Here is a 17,649-nt window from a genome sequence, read left to right on the forward strand (position 1 = left end):
TTGATTGGTTTGATTTTGTACGTAAGTCATGTTTTTTTCCTTTTGGTGATTAATTGGTTGTGGTAATTAGAAATTGTTGTCTGTTCGACGCTTTCCAATTAGTTATAGAATCCAGAAGAATTAACTTATGCATTTATTCGGATAATGCTTTGTTTGAATTCTTTCTTCTTTGTCATAGAATTCAGTAGAATAAACTTATGCAGTAAGTCGCAAAACCCAAGCCCCAACCCGAATTAAAACCAAAACCTCAAGACTAAGACGGGAGGTGCAATAATTCAACTTTTGTAACCCTATTCCCATCTACTACTATTTTCTTGATACATCCTTGCAATAAAGCTTTCTTATCTTCCACCTGCAATCCTTGCCAAAATTTGGGATTTGAAAAAGCTTGGATAATCCGCTCTTTCGCAATCAAATATAGTTGAGAGTTATTGCTGGTAGCCGAACGAGCATCGGCAATCTGTATAATTATCTCTTCTTTGGCTTTTTCAATTGCCCGATTGGATGGTAGGGCTTCGAGAGTATTTAAGGATGCTCGCAGTGTTTTGACTTCGGGTGATTCTTGCATCACTTGAGTTTCTTGTTCTGCTAATCCCGCCAATTTCTCGGCTTCTTTAACTAGATGCTCGATGACTTGTTTTTCTAAATTATCAGAAGAAATCATTTGTTTATTACTGCAAGCACCCGTTCGATAAAAACTACATTGGTAATGGTGCCGAATAAAATTCTTTTTTTTCACCAATTTTTTGCACTGACGACTGTAAGCAGCGCCACAGCGATCGCATTTAACTAAGTTTGCGAAGGGGTTAGTATATTTTTGTTCGCTTGCCCATCGGTTATTGCGGTTTCCACGAATCATGGTTTTGATGCGTTCGTGTTCTTCACGGGTAATAATCGCTTCATCCTCATGGGTTCCCCATACAACTTCCCATTCGTCAAAGGGTTTGCGATGTCCGTTGGAATGAACTACCGTGTTATAAGGGGTTCCGCCTGCATATATAGGATTAACAAGAATTGACCGCAAACCGGAAACCGACCATTTTAAACTTGTGTGGGGATACCGTAGATTTAAGCTGCTGCCACGGGATTTATTGATATTTGCAAATATAACTTCGTTTTCTTCCGCCAAAATATTTACTTTATCGTTGCGGGATTTAGGAATAGCATTTGCTTGAATCCCTAAAATATCGTGCAGTTTTCTGACAGTTTGGGATACCGAACCTACAGCAAAAAAAGTATCAAATACCAAACGCATTAATCGATCTCGCGTTAATTCAACCTGTCCTTCAATAATACAAACACAGGGGCGATCGTCTCTTTTATATTTATCATTTTCAACCTGATATCCTAATGGAGCATTCCAGTGAGCTTTTTGATTCGTTTTACGAGTATCTCGTTCTTTTTTAACTCGCATTCCTAACATTTTTACCTCATATTTACTCGCCGCCAATCGAACATCAATTGTTAATTCTCCACCAATACTTGATATATCAAAAGGTTCATCAATCGCAGTTGGTTCTATACCTTTTTTCTTCAAAGCATCCATTAACCGATAAAAGGTCATAGATGATGAAGTTAAACGATCAATCCTAATAAATAATAACTTTGAAACTTTGCCAGGAATCAACGAGTGAATATCTTCTATTAACCGTAAAAGCCCTTTACGTTTGTCGCTAGTACGACTTTCAACGTCGTAATATAATTTTGTAGCCCCAGCACTCCGCAAACGACGCATCTGCTTAATCAGCGCTCCTTCATCATCTGCTTGCTCGTCTGTACTTACGCGAGCATATCCCCAAACGTCCATACAATATACCTTACAGCAATATTATCTATTTTACCTGATAGTCAGCACATTAGTTCTCTACTATTCACCGAACCTGTAGACTTTATCATTGGTAATTCCTACGGTAAGTACCTAGAGCGCGATACCAAGACTCCTCTAATTCGTATCGGCTATCCTATCATGGACCGTCACAATCTACACCGCTACGCTACCATCGGTTATCAAGGTACAATCAACCTACTTACTTGGGTTGTAAATGCAATCTTTGAAGATATCGATCGCAACACCAACATTCCTTCTAAGACAGATATTTCCTTCGACTTGATTCGTTAGAAATTGAATTAATTTGCGACGTGCTTTTTAAGTAAAAGGTAATGGTAATTAAGGATGAGGTATAAAGGCTCAAGTATGAAATGTGAAGTTTTTTCATCCTTTATCCTTTATACTTCTGATTTCCTTTCTTACCTTTACCTTTTTATTTTTAGGGAATAGGGAATAGTGGAAAGAAATAATTTTAGAAATATAAGCTAATAGGGGCGAACTTTAAATATTCTAAATTTATCTAAACTCAATCCTGCAAAAAAATATGGGATTGCGTTTTATTACATTATCCCAATTGAATCATAAATTCGGTCAATTCAATTTTAAATTATGGATTAATTTTAAGTACATCGTTAACTTTATTAGGACTTACGCATCTGGCATATTTTTCTTGTAGGGGAGGCGGTTGAGGGGGCGTAGATAATATCCCCCTTTATTGCCGTTGCTAGTACACAGACTAATTATCAACCTAGTAATAAGACGGTGAGTGTACGGCACCGTTCCCTCGGTCTTGTGACAATTGCCGCCATTCCTGTTTATTTCTTAGTTTTACCTCTTACTACTCCCTAATCCCATAGCAAACACAACTTTACGCAAAAAATATCAAATCAATAATTGATACTTTACTATTAAGCTTGAAAAATGAAAATAACTCAAAGCAAAATCAACGAACTGCTAACCGAACCAGGATGCGAACACAATCATCAAAAAAACGCCGAGAAGAAAAATAAAGCCTGCAAACAACAAGCTCAACCGGGTGCAGCACAAGGAGGTTGTTCTTTTGATGGAGCGATGATTGCTCTGGTTCCCATTACCGATGCTGCTCATTTGGTACACGGACCGATCGCTTGCTCTGGTACATGGGGTAGTCGCGGTAGTCTTTCCTCTGGTCCGATGCTTTACAAGAAAGGTTTCACTACCGACTTGAGCGAAAATGATGTCATTTTAGGTAGCGAGAAAAAGCTTTATAAGGCGATCCAACACGTACAAAAAAATTACGACCCCGCAGCTATATTTGTCTACTCCACCTGCGTCACAGCGTTGATTGGTGAAGATATCGATGCTGTTTGCAAAGCTGCTGAGAAGAAAGTAGGCATTCCAATTATTCCCGTAAATGCGCCCGGTTTTGTTGGTAGTAAGAATCTGGGCAATCGTCTGGCTGGAGAAACTTTATTAGAACACGTTGTCGGTACTGCTGAACCAGAATATAAAACACCATTAGATATTAATCTAATTGGCGAATATAATATTGCTGGTGAAATGTGGAACGTTACGCCGATGTTGGAAAAATTAGGCGTTCGTATTTTAAGTAAAATAACGGGTGATGCTCGTTACAAAGAAGTCTGCTACGCTCACCGTGCCAAGTTAAACGTAATGATTTGCTCCAAAGCAATGATTAACATGGCGCGAAAAATGGAGGAGCGTTACGGCATTCCTTATATAGAAGAGTCTTTTTACGGTGTTGCCGACATGAACCGCTTTTTGAGAAACGTAGCGGCGAAATTAGGAGATGACGACTTACAGCAGCGGACTGAAAAATTGATTGCCGAAGAGACTATCAAATTAGACGAAAAATTGGCACCATACCGCGCCCGGTTAAAAGGCAAGCGCGTTGTACTTTATACCGGAGGCGTAAAAAGCTGGTCAATTATTTCCGCAGCTAAAGATTTAGGAATGGAAGTTGTAGCCACAAGTACTAAAAAAAGCACGGAAGAGGATAAAGCTAAAATTAAGGATTTGCTTGGTAAAGACGGTATTATGATGCCTAAAGGCAACCCCCAGGAATTAATCAGAGTAATCGGTGAAACTAATGCCGATATGCTGATTGCTGGTGGTAGAAATCAATACACTGCTCTCAAAGCGAGGATTCCTTTCCTTGACATTAATCAAGAACGTCATCACGCTTACGCTGGTTACGACGGAATGGTTAACATGGCACGAGAACTAGATGAAGCCCTCTACAGTCCAGTTTGGCGGCAGGTGCGACAGCCTGCTCCTTGGGAAATGGAAGCCAGTTAACAGTTTCTAACTAGTTCTTAGTCGTACTGCTCAGAACCGAAAAATTACAGGAGGCAGAGCCTCTCGACTAAGCATTCCCAGCCCGGAGGCTGGGAACGAGTCAAATTTAACCTTTAACCTTTGACCTTTGACCTATTTTAGAAATTATTACCAATGGCTATTGTCGCGATTCCAAATAAACCAGTTATAGTAAATCCTCTCAAACAAAGTCAAGCATTGGGTGCGGCTTTAGCCTTTCTGGGATTGAAGGGTATGATACCGTTGCTGCACGGTTCCCAAGGCTGTACCGCTTTCGCTAAAGTGATATTGGTAAGGCATTTTCGCGAAAGCATTCCTCTTTCTACTACTGCAATGACGGAAGTCTCTACTATTTTAGGTGGAGAAGATAACGTTGAACAGGCAATTCTGACTTTGGTAGAGAAGGTGAATCCTGAGATTATTGGTCTTTGTACCACGGGTCTGACGGAAACTAGAGGAGATGATATGGAAAGAATTCTCAAGAATTTTCGTTCCAATCATCCCCAATTAGACGAATTACCAATTTTGTTAGTCTCCTCACCAGATTTTAAAGGAGCATTACAAGATGGATATGCCGCAGCAGTAGAAAGTATGGTGAAGGAACTTCCGCAAAAAGGGGAAATTAAACCGCAGCAAGTTAATATTTTGATTGGTTCTGCTTTTACCCCAGGAGATTTGCAGGAAATCAAAGAGATTGTTACTGCTTTTGGATTGATCCCGATTGTTGTACCCGACCTTTCCGCTTCGTTAGATGGTCATCTAGATGATTCTTACAGTCCGATAACGGGTGGTGGTACAACTTTGGCACAACTGCGTAAAATAGGCAGTTCGGCTTTTACGATCGCGATCGGTGAGAGTATGCGGGGTGCTGCGGAGATTTTGGAGAAAAGATTTACTATTCCCTATGAATTGTTCGGGGAACTGACTGGATTGGATGCTGTAGATAACTTTTTACAAGCATTATCAGACGTTAGTGGTGTCCGCGTTCCAGAAAAATATCGCCGTCAACGTCGTCAATTACAAGATGCGATGCTCGATACTCACTTTTTCTTCGGTCGCAAGCAGGTATCCTTAGCGTTAGAACCCGATTTGCTTTGGTCAACAGTTAGCTTTCTGCAATCAATGGGAGCAGAAATTCAAGCCGCAGTCACTACTACACGTTCTCCTAACTTGGAAAAACTTCCTGTAGAAAAAGTTATTATTGGTGATTTAGAAGATTTTGAGCAAGTTGCAGTGGGTTCTGACTTATTAATTAGTAACTCTCACGCAGCGACAATTAGTCGATCGCTAAATATTCCTCTTTATCGCCAAGGTATCCCCATTTTTGACCGTTTAGGTATCGGTCAATTTACGAAAGTTGGCTATCGGGGAACAATGCAAATTATGTTTGACATTGGCAACCTCTTTTTAGAACAAGAGGAAATGGGAGCTAGGAGTTAGGAGTTAGGAATTGGGAGTTAGAAATTAGGAGTTAAAAGTTAAGAGTTTTTGACCTCTAACCTTTGACCTTTGACCTTTAACCTAATTGTAAGGAGTAGTTGAAATGAAAATTGCTTTTACGACGAGCGATAACATTCATGTTAATGCTCATTTTGGCTCGGCAAAAGCCATTGATGTTTATGAAATATCGGACGAAGGCTATAAGTTTTTAGAAACTCTTTCTTTCGGTGGTGAATTGAAAGAAGATGGTAATGAAGATAAGTTAGTACCGAAGCTTCAAGCCTTAGAAGATTGCACGATAGTTTATGTTACAGCTATTGGAGGTAGCGCTGCTGCCCGTTTAATTAAAAAAGGTGTAACTCCAGTCAAAGCACGTTCCGAACAAGATGAAATTAAAGACGTTTTAGAACGGCTGGTGCAAACTCTCAAAGGAAGTCCTCCACCTTGGTTACGCAAAGCTTTACAACAAAAAGACCGTAACTTTGAAGATGAGTTAGAAGAGGATGCAGCGGTATGAATCAAAGTAATAATGTTAATGGGACAGCAACAAGCGATGTCTTAACTTCTCCTTTTATTAAGGCATTAGTCCAGCAAATTCGCGGTTTCGATACTTACGGTACTTATCGTAAATGGTCGGATGATTTGCTTCTTAAACCCTACGTTGTCAGCAAACAAAAAAAACGTGAAATTTCCGTCGAGGGTGAAGTTGACCCGATGACATTATCGCGAATTAATGCTTTTTACCGCGCTATGGCAATTCGCATTGAACAGGAAACTGGTTTGTTATCGCAGGTTGTAGCTGACTTAAATCATGAAGGTTTTGGATGGGTATTGGTATTTTCCGGTCGTCTTTTGTTAGTCAAAAAGACTTTGCGAGATATCCATCGTTTTGGCTTTAATTCTTTGGAGCAATTAGCAGAAGAAGGAGAAAGTTTAGTACAAAAAGGGGTTGATTTAGCTCGTCGTTTTCCCGAAGTAGGAGAACTATAAATTATTTGTCTGAAGAAACCCGGTTTTTACCAAAATATTTATTTGTTTGAATTTTGTTTGAACGCAATACGATCTACTTTAATCCAAATTATCCGTAAAGGTAAGCAGGGAAATCACAAAAAAGCCCTATCTGAACTGTATTGGATTTAAAAATAATTCAAACTATATATTGACGGATAAACCGGGTTTATAGAAAAGTGTATAAGTTATATCGTACAAGAGGGGATAGGAAATAGAAAATTAGGAGATGTCTATGGCTCAGACCGAAGAAACTACAAATATTGAAGAGTTAAAAACAAAGATAAAGCGGCTTAATAGTAAAGCCGGTCAAATGAAAATGGATTTGCATGATTTGGCAGAAGGTTTACCTACCGATTATGAAAATCTTATGGGAGTAGCTGAGGCTACTTATAAAATATATTGTCAATTAAATGAACTAAAACAACAAGTGAAAAATATGGAGAAATCACAATGAGTGGCAGTTTATCGGAATTTAATACATTGGTAAATGCAGAAGACTATTTTAAGTTTTTTGACATACCATATGATCAAAAATTCGTCAACATAAATCGCCTGCACATCTTGCAAAAATTTTCTGAATTTATCAAGGAAATTGATGAGAGCAATTCTGAACTTAATGATTCAGAAAGATTAAGTAAATATCGTGAAGCATTAGAGAAAGCTTATCAGGTATTTATAGAGTCAACACCTCAACAAGAAAAACTTTTCAAAGTGTTTCACCAGAAGCCAAAGAATGTAGTCAAGCTGACAGAAATTGATTCGGATTAGGAGGTAATAAAGTGGTAAACCTAACACCTACCGAGTTGGAACGCTATCGTCGCCAAATGACGCTTCCTAGTTTCGGTGAATTGGCACAAAAGCGTTTGAAGTCAGCTACGGTTCTGGTTACGGGTGTTGGAGGATTAGGCGGTACTGCTGCACTTTACCTTGCGGTTGCAGGTGTAGGACGAATAATCCTCGTTAGAGGAGGTGACTTACGGCTTGATGATATGAATCGTCAAATTCTCATGACTCACGATTGGGTAGGAAAGCCAAGGGTATTTAAAGCTAAAGAGACCTTGCAAGCTATCAATCCTGATGTCGAGATCGAAACAATTCACGATTACATCAATCCGGATAACGTAGACTCATTGGTACAAAAAGCCGACATGGCTTTGGACTGCGCTCACAACTTTACAGAGCGTAACTTGTTAAATGAAGCTTGCGTTCGCTGGCGTAAGCCAATGGTAGAAGCAGCAATGGATTCAATGGAGGCCTATCTAACTACCATTATTCCCGGTGTAACTCCCTGTTTATCATGTTTATTCCCAGAAAAACCCGATTGGGATAAACGTGCATTTTCAGTTTTAGGTGTAGTTTCAGGTACTCTAGCTTGTCTAGCAGCCTTGGAATCTATCAAGTTGATTACCGGATTTAGTCAGCCTCTATTATCTCAGTTACTAACAATCGATTTTACCAGAATGGACTTTGCCAAACGTCGTTCTTATCGCGATCGCGAATGTCCGGTATGCGGTAACAATGCACCTTGGAGATATTCACAGTCCCCACCTCTAGAAACCACTGGTAATATCAAATCCTAGCTTCTACATCTCATCAACGTCGATGCAAGCCGATTTTACATAGGTCTTTCGCCATTCTGACAATTTTCATTCCCAAGCAAAAGCAACCATTATCATCTACAAATACGGAGAAACAACCATGACCGTTAGTTTGACAGAAAAAGCAGCAGTACGTTTAAATTCGTTTTTACAAGATACCGCAACAGATAAAAACGAAAAACCTAAAGGTATACGGGTCTCCGCTAAAGATGGTGGTTGTAACGGCTATGAATATGCGATGAGCATCACCAGCAAACCACAAGACGATGATTTAGTGGTTCAACAAGACGACATAACAATTTATGTTGATGCAAAAAGTGCGCCGCTATTACAAGGAATGGTAATTGATTTTATTGAAGGAATGATGGAAAGCGGCTTTAAGTTTACTAATCCCAATGCAACCGATACCTGCGGTTGCGGTAAGTCATTTACAGCAGGTGATTGTACACCTAATGGTGTACCTTGCAATCAATAAATTGTTAGTTGGTTATTAGTCATTAGTAGAACCGCAAAATTTTTGCTTTGCGATCAACTAATAATTAATAACTAAAACCAAAACTTATACGTCGTTTGAGGAGGACTATTCATGGCTAATTACGAAGTCAGATTGATCAATAAAAAGGAAGATTTAGACACCACAATAGAAGTAGATGAAGAAACTACTATCTTAGAAGCAGCAGAAGAAGCAGGAATTGAATTACCTTTTAGTTGCTCTTCGGGTTCTTGCTCAAGCTGTGTTGGTAAAGTCGTTGAAGGTGAAGTCGATCAATCTGACCAAATTTTCTTAGATGATGAGCAAATGGCTAAAGGATTCGCTTTACTTTGCGTTACTTATCCCCGCTCCAACTGCACAATTAAGACTCATCAAGAACCATATTTGGTGTAAGTTTTGATTCAATTATTGCAAAATAATTAGTTTTAAGTCATAGCTTTAATCAGCTATGGCTTATTTCTTTATTGGGAATCGGGAATTGGGAATTGGGAATCGGTAATTGGTAATTGGGAATCGGTAATTTTAAAGCTTTCTAATCAAATCTAAGATGTCAGAACTTTAATAGAATAACTAACGATAAAATCTCCCTCGAAAAGACTCAAAGATTAGTTTTTCTCTGTTACCTATTACCTATTACCCATTACCCATTACCTACATTTATTAATCTATACCAACCATCACATCTGTTGCTTTGACTACAACATAAGCTTCTTTTCCTAAAGAAAGATGCATTTGGTCGGCAGATGATTTAGTAATAATAGAAACTACTTCTACTCCGGGTGCTATTTCTAAAGTTACTTCAGTACTAACAACTCCAGGTATAATTTTTTTTACAGTTCCTTTCAAGTGATTACGAGCGCTAATTTTCATGGTGATATTTTGGTTGATTAATTTTAAGCCTACTTATTTTATCAAAATGGCATAATTTATATGAGTATTTTCAACTTTTATTCACGATTATTCAAATATTCTTTACTGTAATTCACTTGTATTAACTTTTGGCGATCGCGCATCAAAACCTGACAAGGTAGGCAAAGACGGAAGATTATATTTTTTTGTGGATAAATCTCACTGTATTTTTGGTAATAAGAATTTTTGTCATTCAGCTTGATTCAAATTGTTTGTTGTTACTATTGCCTACTTTGTTAAAATCTAGTTATTGCGAATAATTATCGTATTTTAGTTTACAAAAGCCTTTATGAAGATAAGATGATTTATATGTTACAAAAGAAAAGTATCAGTAGCATCTTTTTTTTTATTTATAGTGTTTATTATAGGTCTAGCTCAAAACATAGATACCATAATCGTGAGGTATTGCTTTTTTAGATAGCAGACAATATGCAATTACAATTACTAATTCTGGATTACAAGGCTTTTGTCAAATAGCCTTGTGGGATAATTGTTCGTTTAGTTATCTCAAAATAACCCTTCCTCATTTAGCATTTAGGACTAAGATAGAATAATGAATATCTATTATCAACTATGTCGAAAATAGCACATTAATTTATGTCAAGGTAAGGGTTTAGTTAAGAAAGGTAATATTAATGTTTATATAGGTTATCTATCGATTAAAGCAATTTGTTCTCAATTATTATATACTAACCATATTAGTTCTATATGATTATAATAGTTGTAGAACGATTAGATGTAGTGTAAATATTCTCCAGCTAAATATATATTTAGCTAATTTTTTGTTTGATGCTATTGCTTTTTTGGCAGTATTTTATAATAACAGAGATATGGAATATTTCGCTACAAATTAATATTAAGTTTATGGTATTGTGATTGGAGTTTGAAAGACAAATTACACGTAATAAGAGATGAACAACAAGTATTTCTTCCAGAACGATGATTTAGGACCGTTTCAGCCATCATCAGCAGATATTGTACTGCGTCAGCAGTTAGAGAATTCTCTAAGTAAGTTTTTTTATGATAATTGCGATCGCAAAATTCGCGATTTGCTATCCGTTTGTCGGTGGTATGTAACCACCCAAACCTCTGCGATGATTTTGGTAATTGAATGTCCCGACCAAGTTACTAACTGGCGAATATTACAAAGAATGGTACCAATGGCATCATTGTTAAATAATATCGCTAGCAGCGCTAAGATTCGCATCTGTCCCCCCGCGAACCAAGGAATGCCTTTTGAAATGAGGGTGGATGAATTATCTGTTTATCGAGAAGAATCAGCTTAAAACCTTCTTGTCGTACTTTATATTATGTTCAATAATTGTCTTAACTTCTTCAAACACGAAATCGGCAGAATGCTTCACAGCACGACTTAACTCCCAACCAAAATCAAGATTTTCTGCTTCAATTAAATAAACCGTCACACCGATAGGAAAATCATCTTTAAAGATTTTTCTTCCGGCAGCTATTGCATTATCCCAGCGAAAATCATGTAAGTTATAACTAGGTTCGGGTTTTGCTTCTAATTCTTCCCCTGGAAGTTTGAACACAGCACCTGGTTCAGAATTTGTCGAACTCGCATCAATAATTATTAGGTGTTTGCTACCTCTTGCTTTAAACATGACTTCCATCCCTGCGGTTCCGCAGTCGTAAACTTTCACATGAGGATGAGGATATGTGGCAAGATACTGCTGTAGGCGTTGAGCAATAATTACGCCTACGGCATCATCATTGCGATTAAGATTACCGCAACCGATAATTGTGAGGTTTGTTTGGTCATTCGTCATTTATAATCATCTTTGGTTCTTCTCTTTATCCTTATCGATAAATATTTTTACTAACGATTAAGAATAATTCAGAGAATATGGCTTTGTAGTTTAGCAGACAGATTTACGCTTTTGCTTGCAGACTTGTACAAAAATTGACGACAACTTTTGAAGAGTACGGCGTTTTGTTTTCGTCTTCCTATTCTACATACTTTTGGACATTTTTTCTATTTTGAAAGAAAAATAATCATAAATAATTTTGATATCATTGATATATTTATTTTAATGTAAGCAGATTTACAAAAATAGGGTTGGGGGGAATAGGGAATAGAGAACAGTAATAGGACTTACGCAACTGGCACAATCCCCACTGTAGGGGAGGCAAAATGCGGTGTGGATTTTCTTCCCCCATTATTGACGCTATGAAAAAAATTGAACGTAGCAATAAGTGTTGTCGCGTCACGCACCATCAACCATTTATGACAATATCGTAACTCCTGAGTAATAAGAAGCAATATTTATTGCTTTATATAAAGTTAAAAATCCAATTGTCTTTATATAGTAAGGATGGAAAGCTTTTTAGTCAGATATTTAGCATACTATGTACTGAAGAACCAAAATCGATGTTTTAGATATATATTGATATTGACGCAAAAATTTAGAGACGCAAGCTAGTTACGTCTCTTTACAATGTTAGAATATTTCAAATTAGATACTTCAAGCAACGTTGGTTGAGCAAAAATACCTGGGCTTTAGCTAAAGCTTATCTTCATCTGCTTATCCCCAATTGAAACATTTTAATTACGTTGAAACTCTGCTAATAATTCTCGTTCGGAATCAGTAGTAAAATTCAAATAGGGAGAAATATCAAAAGGAGAAATCTCTTTGACTACTGACCGTTTTTCGCGTCCGGGGACTCGTAAAATCCAGCAATTATTGGTATCGTCTATTTTTTCTAACCTTTGATTGTAGTTTGCATCTTCACTATTAGCAGTCAAACCTGTAAGTACAATTATTTTCGGTTTGATATTACCTAGTACGTCTAATCCTCCTAATTTGGCATTTTCTTGAATTTGTTTTTCCAATTCTTTTACCCGGTCAAGGATATAAACTGCTTGGTCGGCATCTGGTTGTCCTAAATTTTCTTGTCCAAAGCATCCGTGAGGGGAAGTTACTAAAACCTTGAAACCCATCGGAATTCGGGAAAGAAAATCGGATAATACTTGAGAGTCAGCACTATCAATTAATTGCTCTAACAATAAAAGAGTTTTTCGCGCTCTACAAGCGGTATTTCCCCAACCAGGTTCAAATCCGAAACTCCGCAGTTCAAAGCGAAAGTTTTCGTAAGATGTATGGGGAGGATATTTTTCTAAAAGATCGAGTACTCTTTTTACCTTTTCAGATAGCTGCGATTTATTTTTGATTCGTTCGTTTATTAATAGCTGTTGACCGTTATACTGATGCTGCCGCAGAAAGTTGAATAAATCTTCCCAACTACCGGAATGGTCGTCAAACAATTTACTCGATAAATACCTACTGAGGGAATCTACTCCATGACCAACTTTTTTTGAATCGCTCAGACTAGAAGAGTAGTCGTAAAAAGATTGATAATTAATTTCTAACACTTCCCCATTTTGCGAATCTATAACGCCGAGTTTGTGTCGTAAACTGAATAATTCTTCAACACTTATAGATTCTAGAGTCATATTTGATCGCAGACGATAAGCTTGTTGAGTAGCTATTTGAGGACGAATAACTAAATAAAGGCTTTCTTTATCTAAAATAATTTCTTGAGTCGAGTAAATTAATTTACTTAAATCTGAATTGTGAGATAAATTTTTATCTGCTCCGTAGATACTACAATACTGATAAAAAACAGTCAAAATATCATCACGTAGTAGATAATGTTTCTGAGATTGACGTAATAGATTCGCAAATTCACATAGATTATTTTTTTCGTGATTAGCTACTATATTTTGAATTAAATTTGACATTTTTATTGAGTCTCCATAGATTAATAGATTAAATTTGTGTCAGACACTTGAAAATTTTACGTAGCTCGTGGTACGGTAAACGCCTCATATTCTACCGAGCAAACGTGATTAATAAGCATTTACAGCTTTTGTATTTATCTTCTTAGAAGGAATTGTTCTTGCTTCAAGAAGTATAAAATTTGCTAATTCTCTATGCTGCTACAGGATAAAGTATTAAACGGCAATACAGTGAAAGCAAACAGATTTGGCGCAATGATTTATTAATAGGTTTTAACCAACTTCAGTAGAAATAGTCAACGTTTTAATAAAACTTTAAACATTCATCTACAGTAGTTCCACTAACAGCATCAAAAATATAGCTTCATTACTGCGAGATTCTATAGAAATCATTATAAACTAACTTAAAGTAGTTTGGGAGCAATGCTTTTACGAGATTAAATCCATAAAACCACAACTTTCACTAATATATATGGTCAAATGATTAACACGAACGAAGGAACTAATACAAGTGTAGAAAATAACTAATTTAGTTTATTGGTTTGTTGCGATTAATTTAAACTACTGAATTTTACTTAAAAAACTCATTATTAATCGAGTTTTTACGAATAAACCTCACCCCTTTCCCTTTCCAAAGCATCGGAAAGAGGAAGAGGTAAGGTATTTATTGTTCAACTTAGAATTGTATTTAAGCCGACAATTTGACATTATGCTCTTGAGCAATTTGAGAAAGTTTCTCTAACTGCTGCTCAGAAGCTTTAGTCAACAACTCTTCTGCTTCATTTTCTTCGGTTCCTTCAGCAGGAAACAAATGCTTAACGTAAAGTGAAACAAAATCAACCATCGCTGGTAAACCAGATAAAGAATGGTTATCAGCTTGCTTCCCGGCAAATGTTGCGACCAGTCCGGTTCTAATATCCTTTCTTGTCGTATCCATAAACTGACCGACAAGTTCCGGAATATAATCCGCTGTTGGTAAATCTTCTAGTTTCGCTTCATTAGGAATAAATTCGTATCCAGCTTCCCTGGCTTGTTGAGTAACGCACCACTGAGTAAACTCTTGAAGTGCTTCTTCGGGAAGATTGGAAAGATGTTCGTGTAATGATTTGGGCATGGTTTATTTCTGTATGAATTGTGAATTGGTAATTGGTAATTGGTAATTGGTAATTGGGAATTGGGGATTGGTAATTGTGAATTGGTAATTGGGGATTGGGAATTGGGGATTGGGAATTGGTAATTGGGAATTGGGAATTGGGGATTGGGGATTGTGAATTGGGGATTGGGGATTGGTAATTGAGAAGGGAGTAAGAGTCAGAAGTAAGAAGTTATAAATTTACTGTTCGCGGTTATTCATACCTATTACCCATTACCCATTACCCATTACCCATTACCCATTACCCATTACCCATTACCCATATTTTTTTATGCTGTACGAAAACGCGCTAACTCTTCACCTGTTTTCGCATCATGAGCGTGAACGGTACATACCAAGCAGGAATCAAACGAACGCGCTACATGACCTACTTCTACGGGGTCTTTCGAGTCGAAAATAGGAGTACCGATTAAAGCTTCCTCAATGGGGCCGCGTTTTCCTTCACCGTCACGAGGTCCGATATTCCAAGTCGAAGGAGCCATAATTTGGTAATTCTTAATCTTGCCACCTTCGATATCTATCCAGTGACACAAGGCTCCCCGCGATGCTTCGGTAGCACCCCAACCGCGTCCGTCTTGTTCTTTGGGCTTGATATACCAAGGGTCATTCAAACGGAATTCGCGCAAACAACGTTCGGCTTGACGATAAAGCTTGACAAGCTCGTGGACTCGTGCTAGCTGACGTAGATGGATACTAGCACCACCTAATTGCTTGAAAGCATCGAGGATAAATCCATCATAATGTTGCCAAGCTTCGCCATGAGTACCACCAGCTACCAATTGACGAGCTAAGGGGCCTGCTTCTAAACGTCCGTAGTCGATGTGAGTGACCGCAGTCCCCCAGGAATAAGCATTCTCAAAATCTTTAACATTGTTTTGAGTGGGTCGAGTATTGCGATCGTAAGGGTGAACGTCCCCCGTACCTTCGTCGTACCAGGAATGCGAGGTATTTTCGCGGACGAAACCATGATTCATGGGAGTATGAGTATCGCTGTAGCTGTCATACACTCCACTTTTCATAATCATAGCGGCATTTCGACCTTCAACGGTAGGATTTTGGTATTTCACTTCATGAGGTAAATATCCCCAAGTAACGTATTTACCCAAGCCCTGACCATATTTATGCAAGCCGATATCTAAACCCATCCGCCAATAAAAACCCAAATCGGAATTAGCATGACTTGGGCTTTCATCCAGCCAATTCATAAAATCTTCATAGGTTTGGATTTCTTCGTAGCGTTCCAAAGAGCAACCCAACCAAACAGGTTCCAGCCAATTGGTACGGAAATATTCCAGAATCGACCAAGCGCGGGTTACGTCAGTTAAAGTCGGAGCGCACATCACTCCACCAGGAACCATATAACTGCTGTGGCAACTTGTGATATGCTCAAAAAGTTCGGAAATAACCTTTTTATAAAGTTTTTAAGCTATTTACGAACATTTTATTTTCAACATTTGAGCTTATAAATAAGAGAATATTTAGGGAATGAGCGGACAAAATCATAACCAGGATAATTTCGATACTCCTCCAGAGAGTGACAACGGCGATCGCGCATCTACCCAAAAAACCAACTCGTTCTTTGATATATTTGCGGATTTTGAACCGCAGAACACCACAGACGGTAGCTATAGGGGAACGATGGCGAAAATTAAAGCAACCGAATTACAATATCAAGAAGTTTTTGAGCAAAAGTTAGCCGAAGCAAATTCTAATTTAAAAAGAGATAGAGTTAGAGTTAGCATTAAACAAACTGGGAATTCTCTACAGTTACGAGCAACTCTTCCATTAAAACCAGATGATTCCGATCGTTCGGGGAAAGGTAAAAAGCAGTACGATTTGTCCTTGGGTATACCAGCGAATTTAGAAGGACTCAAAACTGCGATCGAAGAAAGTTACGAGTTGGGTAAATTAATCGCTCGTCATACTTTTGCATGGAACGAAAAGTATTTAGGAATAAAACTTAGAGAAAAAAATCGAGAGAAGCAACAAATAAAAACCGTTGGGGAATTATTAGATAAATTTGAGGAGAATTATTATCAAACTCGTCAAAATACTATAACCAGTCAAAATACTTTTGCGAACTATATATCAGTTATTAGAAGAAATTTTCCTCTCACAACTTTAGCAACCAAGAATAATTTTGAGGAAGTTATTAACGCAGCTACGGGAAACAAGAAAAACGAACTAATTGCGATATCTTCTGTTTTCATCAAAACTTTTCAGTTAGAATTTACTCTCGATGTAAAGCGCGATCGCGTTACTCCTAAATTCCGAGAAATCCCCGACGACGAGAAAATCATTCATTCGTTTGAGCTATTTGAAAAATTTGCCCTCAACCGCAAAAATACTAATATCTGCGATGCAACCGACACCTGGGAAATGTGGCGCTGGGTGTATGGAATGCTGGCAACTTTTGGTTTACGTCCGAGAGAGTTGTTTGTTAAACCCGATCTTAACTGGTGGATATCCGAGCAAAATTGCGATCACACTTGGAAGGTTAATAAAGATACTAAAACCGGATATCGCGAAGTCATCCCCTTCGTTCCCGAATGGATAGAATTATTCGATTTAAACAATCCCCAACCGTTAAAAATTTTAGAGCGGAAAATTTCTCAAATTAAATCGGTGCAAAATATTAATTGGATGCGGAGAGATATATCGAGATGGTTTAGAAAAATTGGTATTGAATTTCAACCCTACGATTTGCGTCATGCTTGCGCGATTCGATCGCATCTTCAGGGAATACCCATCAAAGCCGCAGCAGATAACTTAGGTCATACAGTTGACGAACATACGAAAACTTATCAACGGTGGTTCGGAATGGAAAATCGTAAAAAAGCCTTTGGTGAGGTAATTGGTCAAAAGTCAACGATTGAATTGCAGAAAAATGAAATATTAGCGTTGCGGATGGAGAATGAAAGATTGAAGTTGGAGGTTGAGAGATTGAAATTTTCGGAGAATGTCTAACAATCCAGAGGACTGTGAACAAATTTACTAATAACACCTTTCATCAGAACGCAATTGCGATCTGACATGGTAATTTGAATTAATCTTTTAATTTATGCAATCATTTTACGATAAAACCCCCTCAAGCAGCATTAACAATTAAGGAATGCTCTCCAATTAATTCGATATTTGATTTTT

The 17,649-nt window shown here is 37.8% G+C and carries 16 protein-coding genes and 2 pseudogenes; 12 read left to right on the forward strand and 6 right to left on the reverse strand.

Going from position 1 to position 17,649, the window contains the following annotated elements; genetic code table 11:
- Positions 1–253 precede the first annotated feature (253 nt).
- The gene (gene xisF / locus VB797_RS33025; RefSeq protein ID WP_323242024.1) at positions 254–1,807 is read right to left on the reverse strand and encodes a fdxN element excision recombinase XisF; all 1,554 of its coding nucleotides are present in this window, start codon (positions 1,805–1,807) and stop codon (positions 254–256) included.
- A gap of 36 nt (positions 1,808–1,843) precedes the next feature.
- Between xisF and VB797_RS33030 the strand changes: the two are divergent.
- The 10 genes and pseudogenes from VB797_RS33030 to VB797_RS33075 all read left to right on the forward strand — a co-directional run.
- A pseudogene (locus tag VB797_RS33030) lies at positions 1,844–2,119 on the forward strand (nitrogenase component 1); the annotation flags it as partial.
- 630 nt (positions 2,120–2,749) lie between these two features.
- Positions 2,750–4,126 carry a nitrogenase iron-molybdenum cofactor biosynthesis protein NifE gene (gene nifE, locus VB797_RS33035; protein WP_323242025.1) on the forward strand — a complete coding sequence of 459 codons (1,377 nt, stop codon included), beginning with the start codon at positions 2,750–2,752 and terminating at the stop codon, positions 4,124–4,126.
- 153 nt (positions 4,127–4,279) lie between these two features.
- Positions 4,280–5,584, forward strand: coding sequence for a nitrogenase iron-molybdenum cofactor biosynthesis protein NifN (gene nifN, locus VB797_RS33040; protein ID WP_323242026.1), 1,305 nt, complete (start codon positions 4,280–4,282; stop codon positions 5,582–5,584).
- 103 nt (positions 5,585–5,687) lie between these two features.
- Complete coding sequence (nifX, locus tag VB797_RS33045; RefSeq protein ID WP_323242027.1) at positions 5,688–6,101, forward strand: nitrogen fixation protein NifX; 414 nt, start codon at positions 5,688–5,690, stop codon at positions 6,099–6,101.
- A complete protein-coding gene (locus tag VB797_RS33050; protein WP_323242028.1) occupies positions 6,098–6,574 on the forward strand; it encodes a NifX-associated nitrogen fixation protein in 477 nt (158 codons plus the stop codon). The genes nifX and VB797_RS33050 overlap by 4 nt, the downstream gene beginning before the upstream one ends.
- A gap of 253 nt (positions 6,575–6,827) precedes the next feature.
- On the forward strand, positions 6,828–7,049 hold the full coding sequence (locus VB797_RS33055; RefSeq protein ID WP_323242029.1) for a CCE_0567 family metalloprotein: 222 nt from the start codon (positions 6,828–6,830) through the stop codon (positions 7,047–7,049).
- Positions 7,046–7,363 carry a nitrogenase-stabilizing/protective protein NifW gene (gene nifW / locus VB797_RS33060; RefSeq protein WP_323242030.1) on the forward strand — a complete coding sequence of 106 codons (318 nt, stop codon included), beginning with the start codon at positions 7,046–7,048 and terminating at the stop codon, positions 7,361–7,363. Before VB797_RS33055 ends, nifW begins: the two co-directional genes overlap by 4 nt.
- 11 nt (positions 7,364–7,374) lie before the next feature.
- On the forward strand, positions 7,375–8,175 hold the full coding sequence (locus VB797_RS33065) for a HesA/MoeB/ThiF family protein (protein WP_323242031.1): 801 nt from the start codon (positions 7,375–7,377) through the stop codon (positions 8,173–8,175).
- Positions 8,176–8,293: 118 nt separating this feature from the next.
- A complete protein-coding gene (locus tag VB797_RS33070) occupies positions 8,294–8,668 on the forward strand; it encodes an iron-sulfur cluster assembly accessory protein (protein ID WP_323242032.1) in 375 nt (124 codons plus the stop codon).
- Between the two features lie 111 nt (positions 8,669–8,779).
- A complete protein-coding gene (locus VB797_RS33075) occupies positions 8,780–9,079 on the forward strand; it encodes a 2Fe-2S iron-sulfur cluster-binding protein (protein WP_323242033.1) in 300 nt (99 codons plus the stop codon).
- Between the two features lie 267 nt (positions 9,080–9,346).
- Here VB797_RS33075 and VB797_RS33080 read toward each other — a convergent pair whose 3' ends face one another.
- Positions 9,347–9,556 carry a molybdopterin-binding protein gene (locus tag VB797_RS33080; RefSeq protein WP_323242034.1) on the reverse strand — a complete coding sequence of 70 codons (210 nt, stop codon included), beginning with the start codon at positions 9,554–9,556 and terminating at the stop codon, positions 9,347–9,349.
- Positions 9,557–10,506: 950 nt separating this feature from the next.
- On the opposite strand from VB797_RS33080, the gene VB797_RS33085 reads away from it, so the two are divergent.
- A complete protein-coding gene (locus tag VB797_RS33085; protein WP_323242035.1) occupies positions 10,507–10,881 on the forward strand; it encodes a hypothetical protein in 375 nt (124 codons plus the stop codon).
- On the opposite strand, the gene VB797_RS33090 is transcribed toward VB797_RS33085, so the two are convergent.
- The 4 genes and pseudogenes from VB797_RS33090 to VB797_RS33105 form a co-directional block, all read right to left on the reverse strand.
- Complete coding sequence (locus VB797_RS33090) at positions 10,873–11,382, reverse strand: hydrogenase maturation protease (RefSeq protein WP_323242036.1); 510 nt, start codon at positions 11,380–11,382, stop codon at positions 10,873–10,875. The two genes, VB797_RS33085 and VB797_RS33090, sit on opposite strands and share 9 nt — an antisense overlap.
- A gap of 776 nt (positions 11,383–12,158) precedes the next feature.
- A complete protein-coding gene (locus tag VB797_RS33095; protein WP_323242037.1) occupies positions 12,159–13,355 on the reverse strand; it encodes a hypothetical protein in 1,197 nt (398 codons plus the stop codon).
- 685 nt (positions 13,356–14,040) lie between these two features.
- Positions 14,041–14,466 (reverse strand): hypothetical protein, encoded by a 426-nt coding sequence (locus tag VB797_RS33100; RefSeq protein WP_323242038.1) that lies wholly within the window; start codon positions 14,464–14,466, stop codon positions 14,041–14,043.
- Between the two features lie 308 nt (positions 14,467–14,774).
- Positions 14,775–15,875 (reverse strand): annotated as a pseudogene (locus VB797_RS33105) (nickel-dependent hydrogenase large subunit); the annotation flags it as partial.
- Between the two features lie 115 nt (positions 15,876–15,990).
- Here VB797_RS33105 and VB797_RS33110 point away from each other — a divergent pair.
- Positions 15,991–17,472, forward strand: coding sequence for a site-specific integrase (locus VB797_RS33110; protein WP_323242039.1), 1,482 nt, complete (start codon positions 15,991–15,993; stop codon positions 17,470–17,472).
- Positions 17,473–17,649 lie beyond the last annotated feature (177 nt).

Origin of the sequence: Rivularia sp. UHCC 0363, from assembly GCF_034931125.1 — a bacterium.
Taxonomy (GTDB): Bacteria; Cyanobacteriota; Cyanobacteriia; order Cyanobacteriales; family Nostocaceae; genus Rivularia.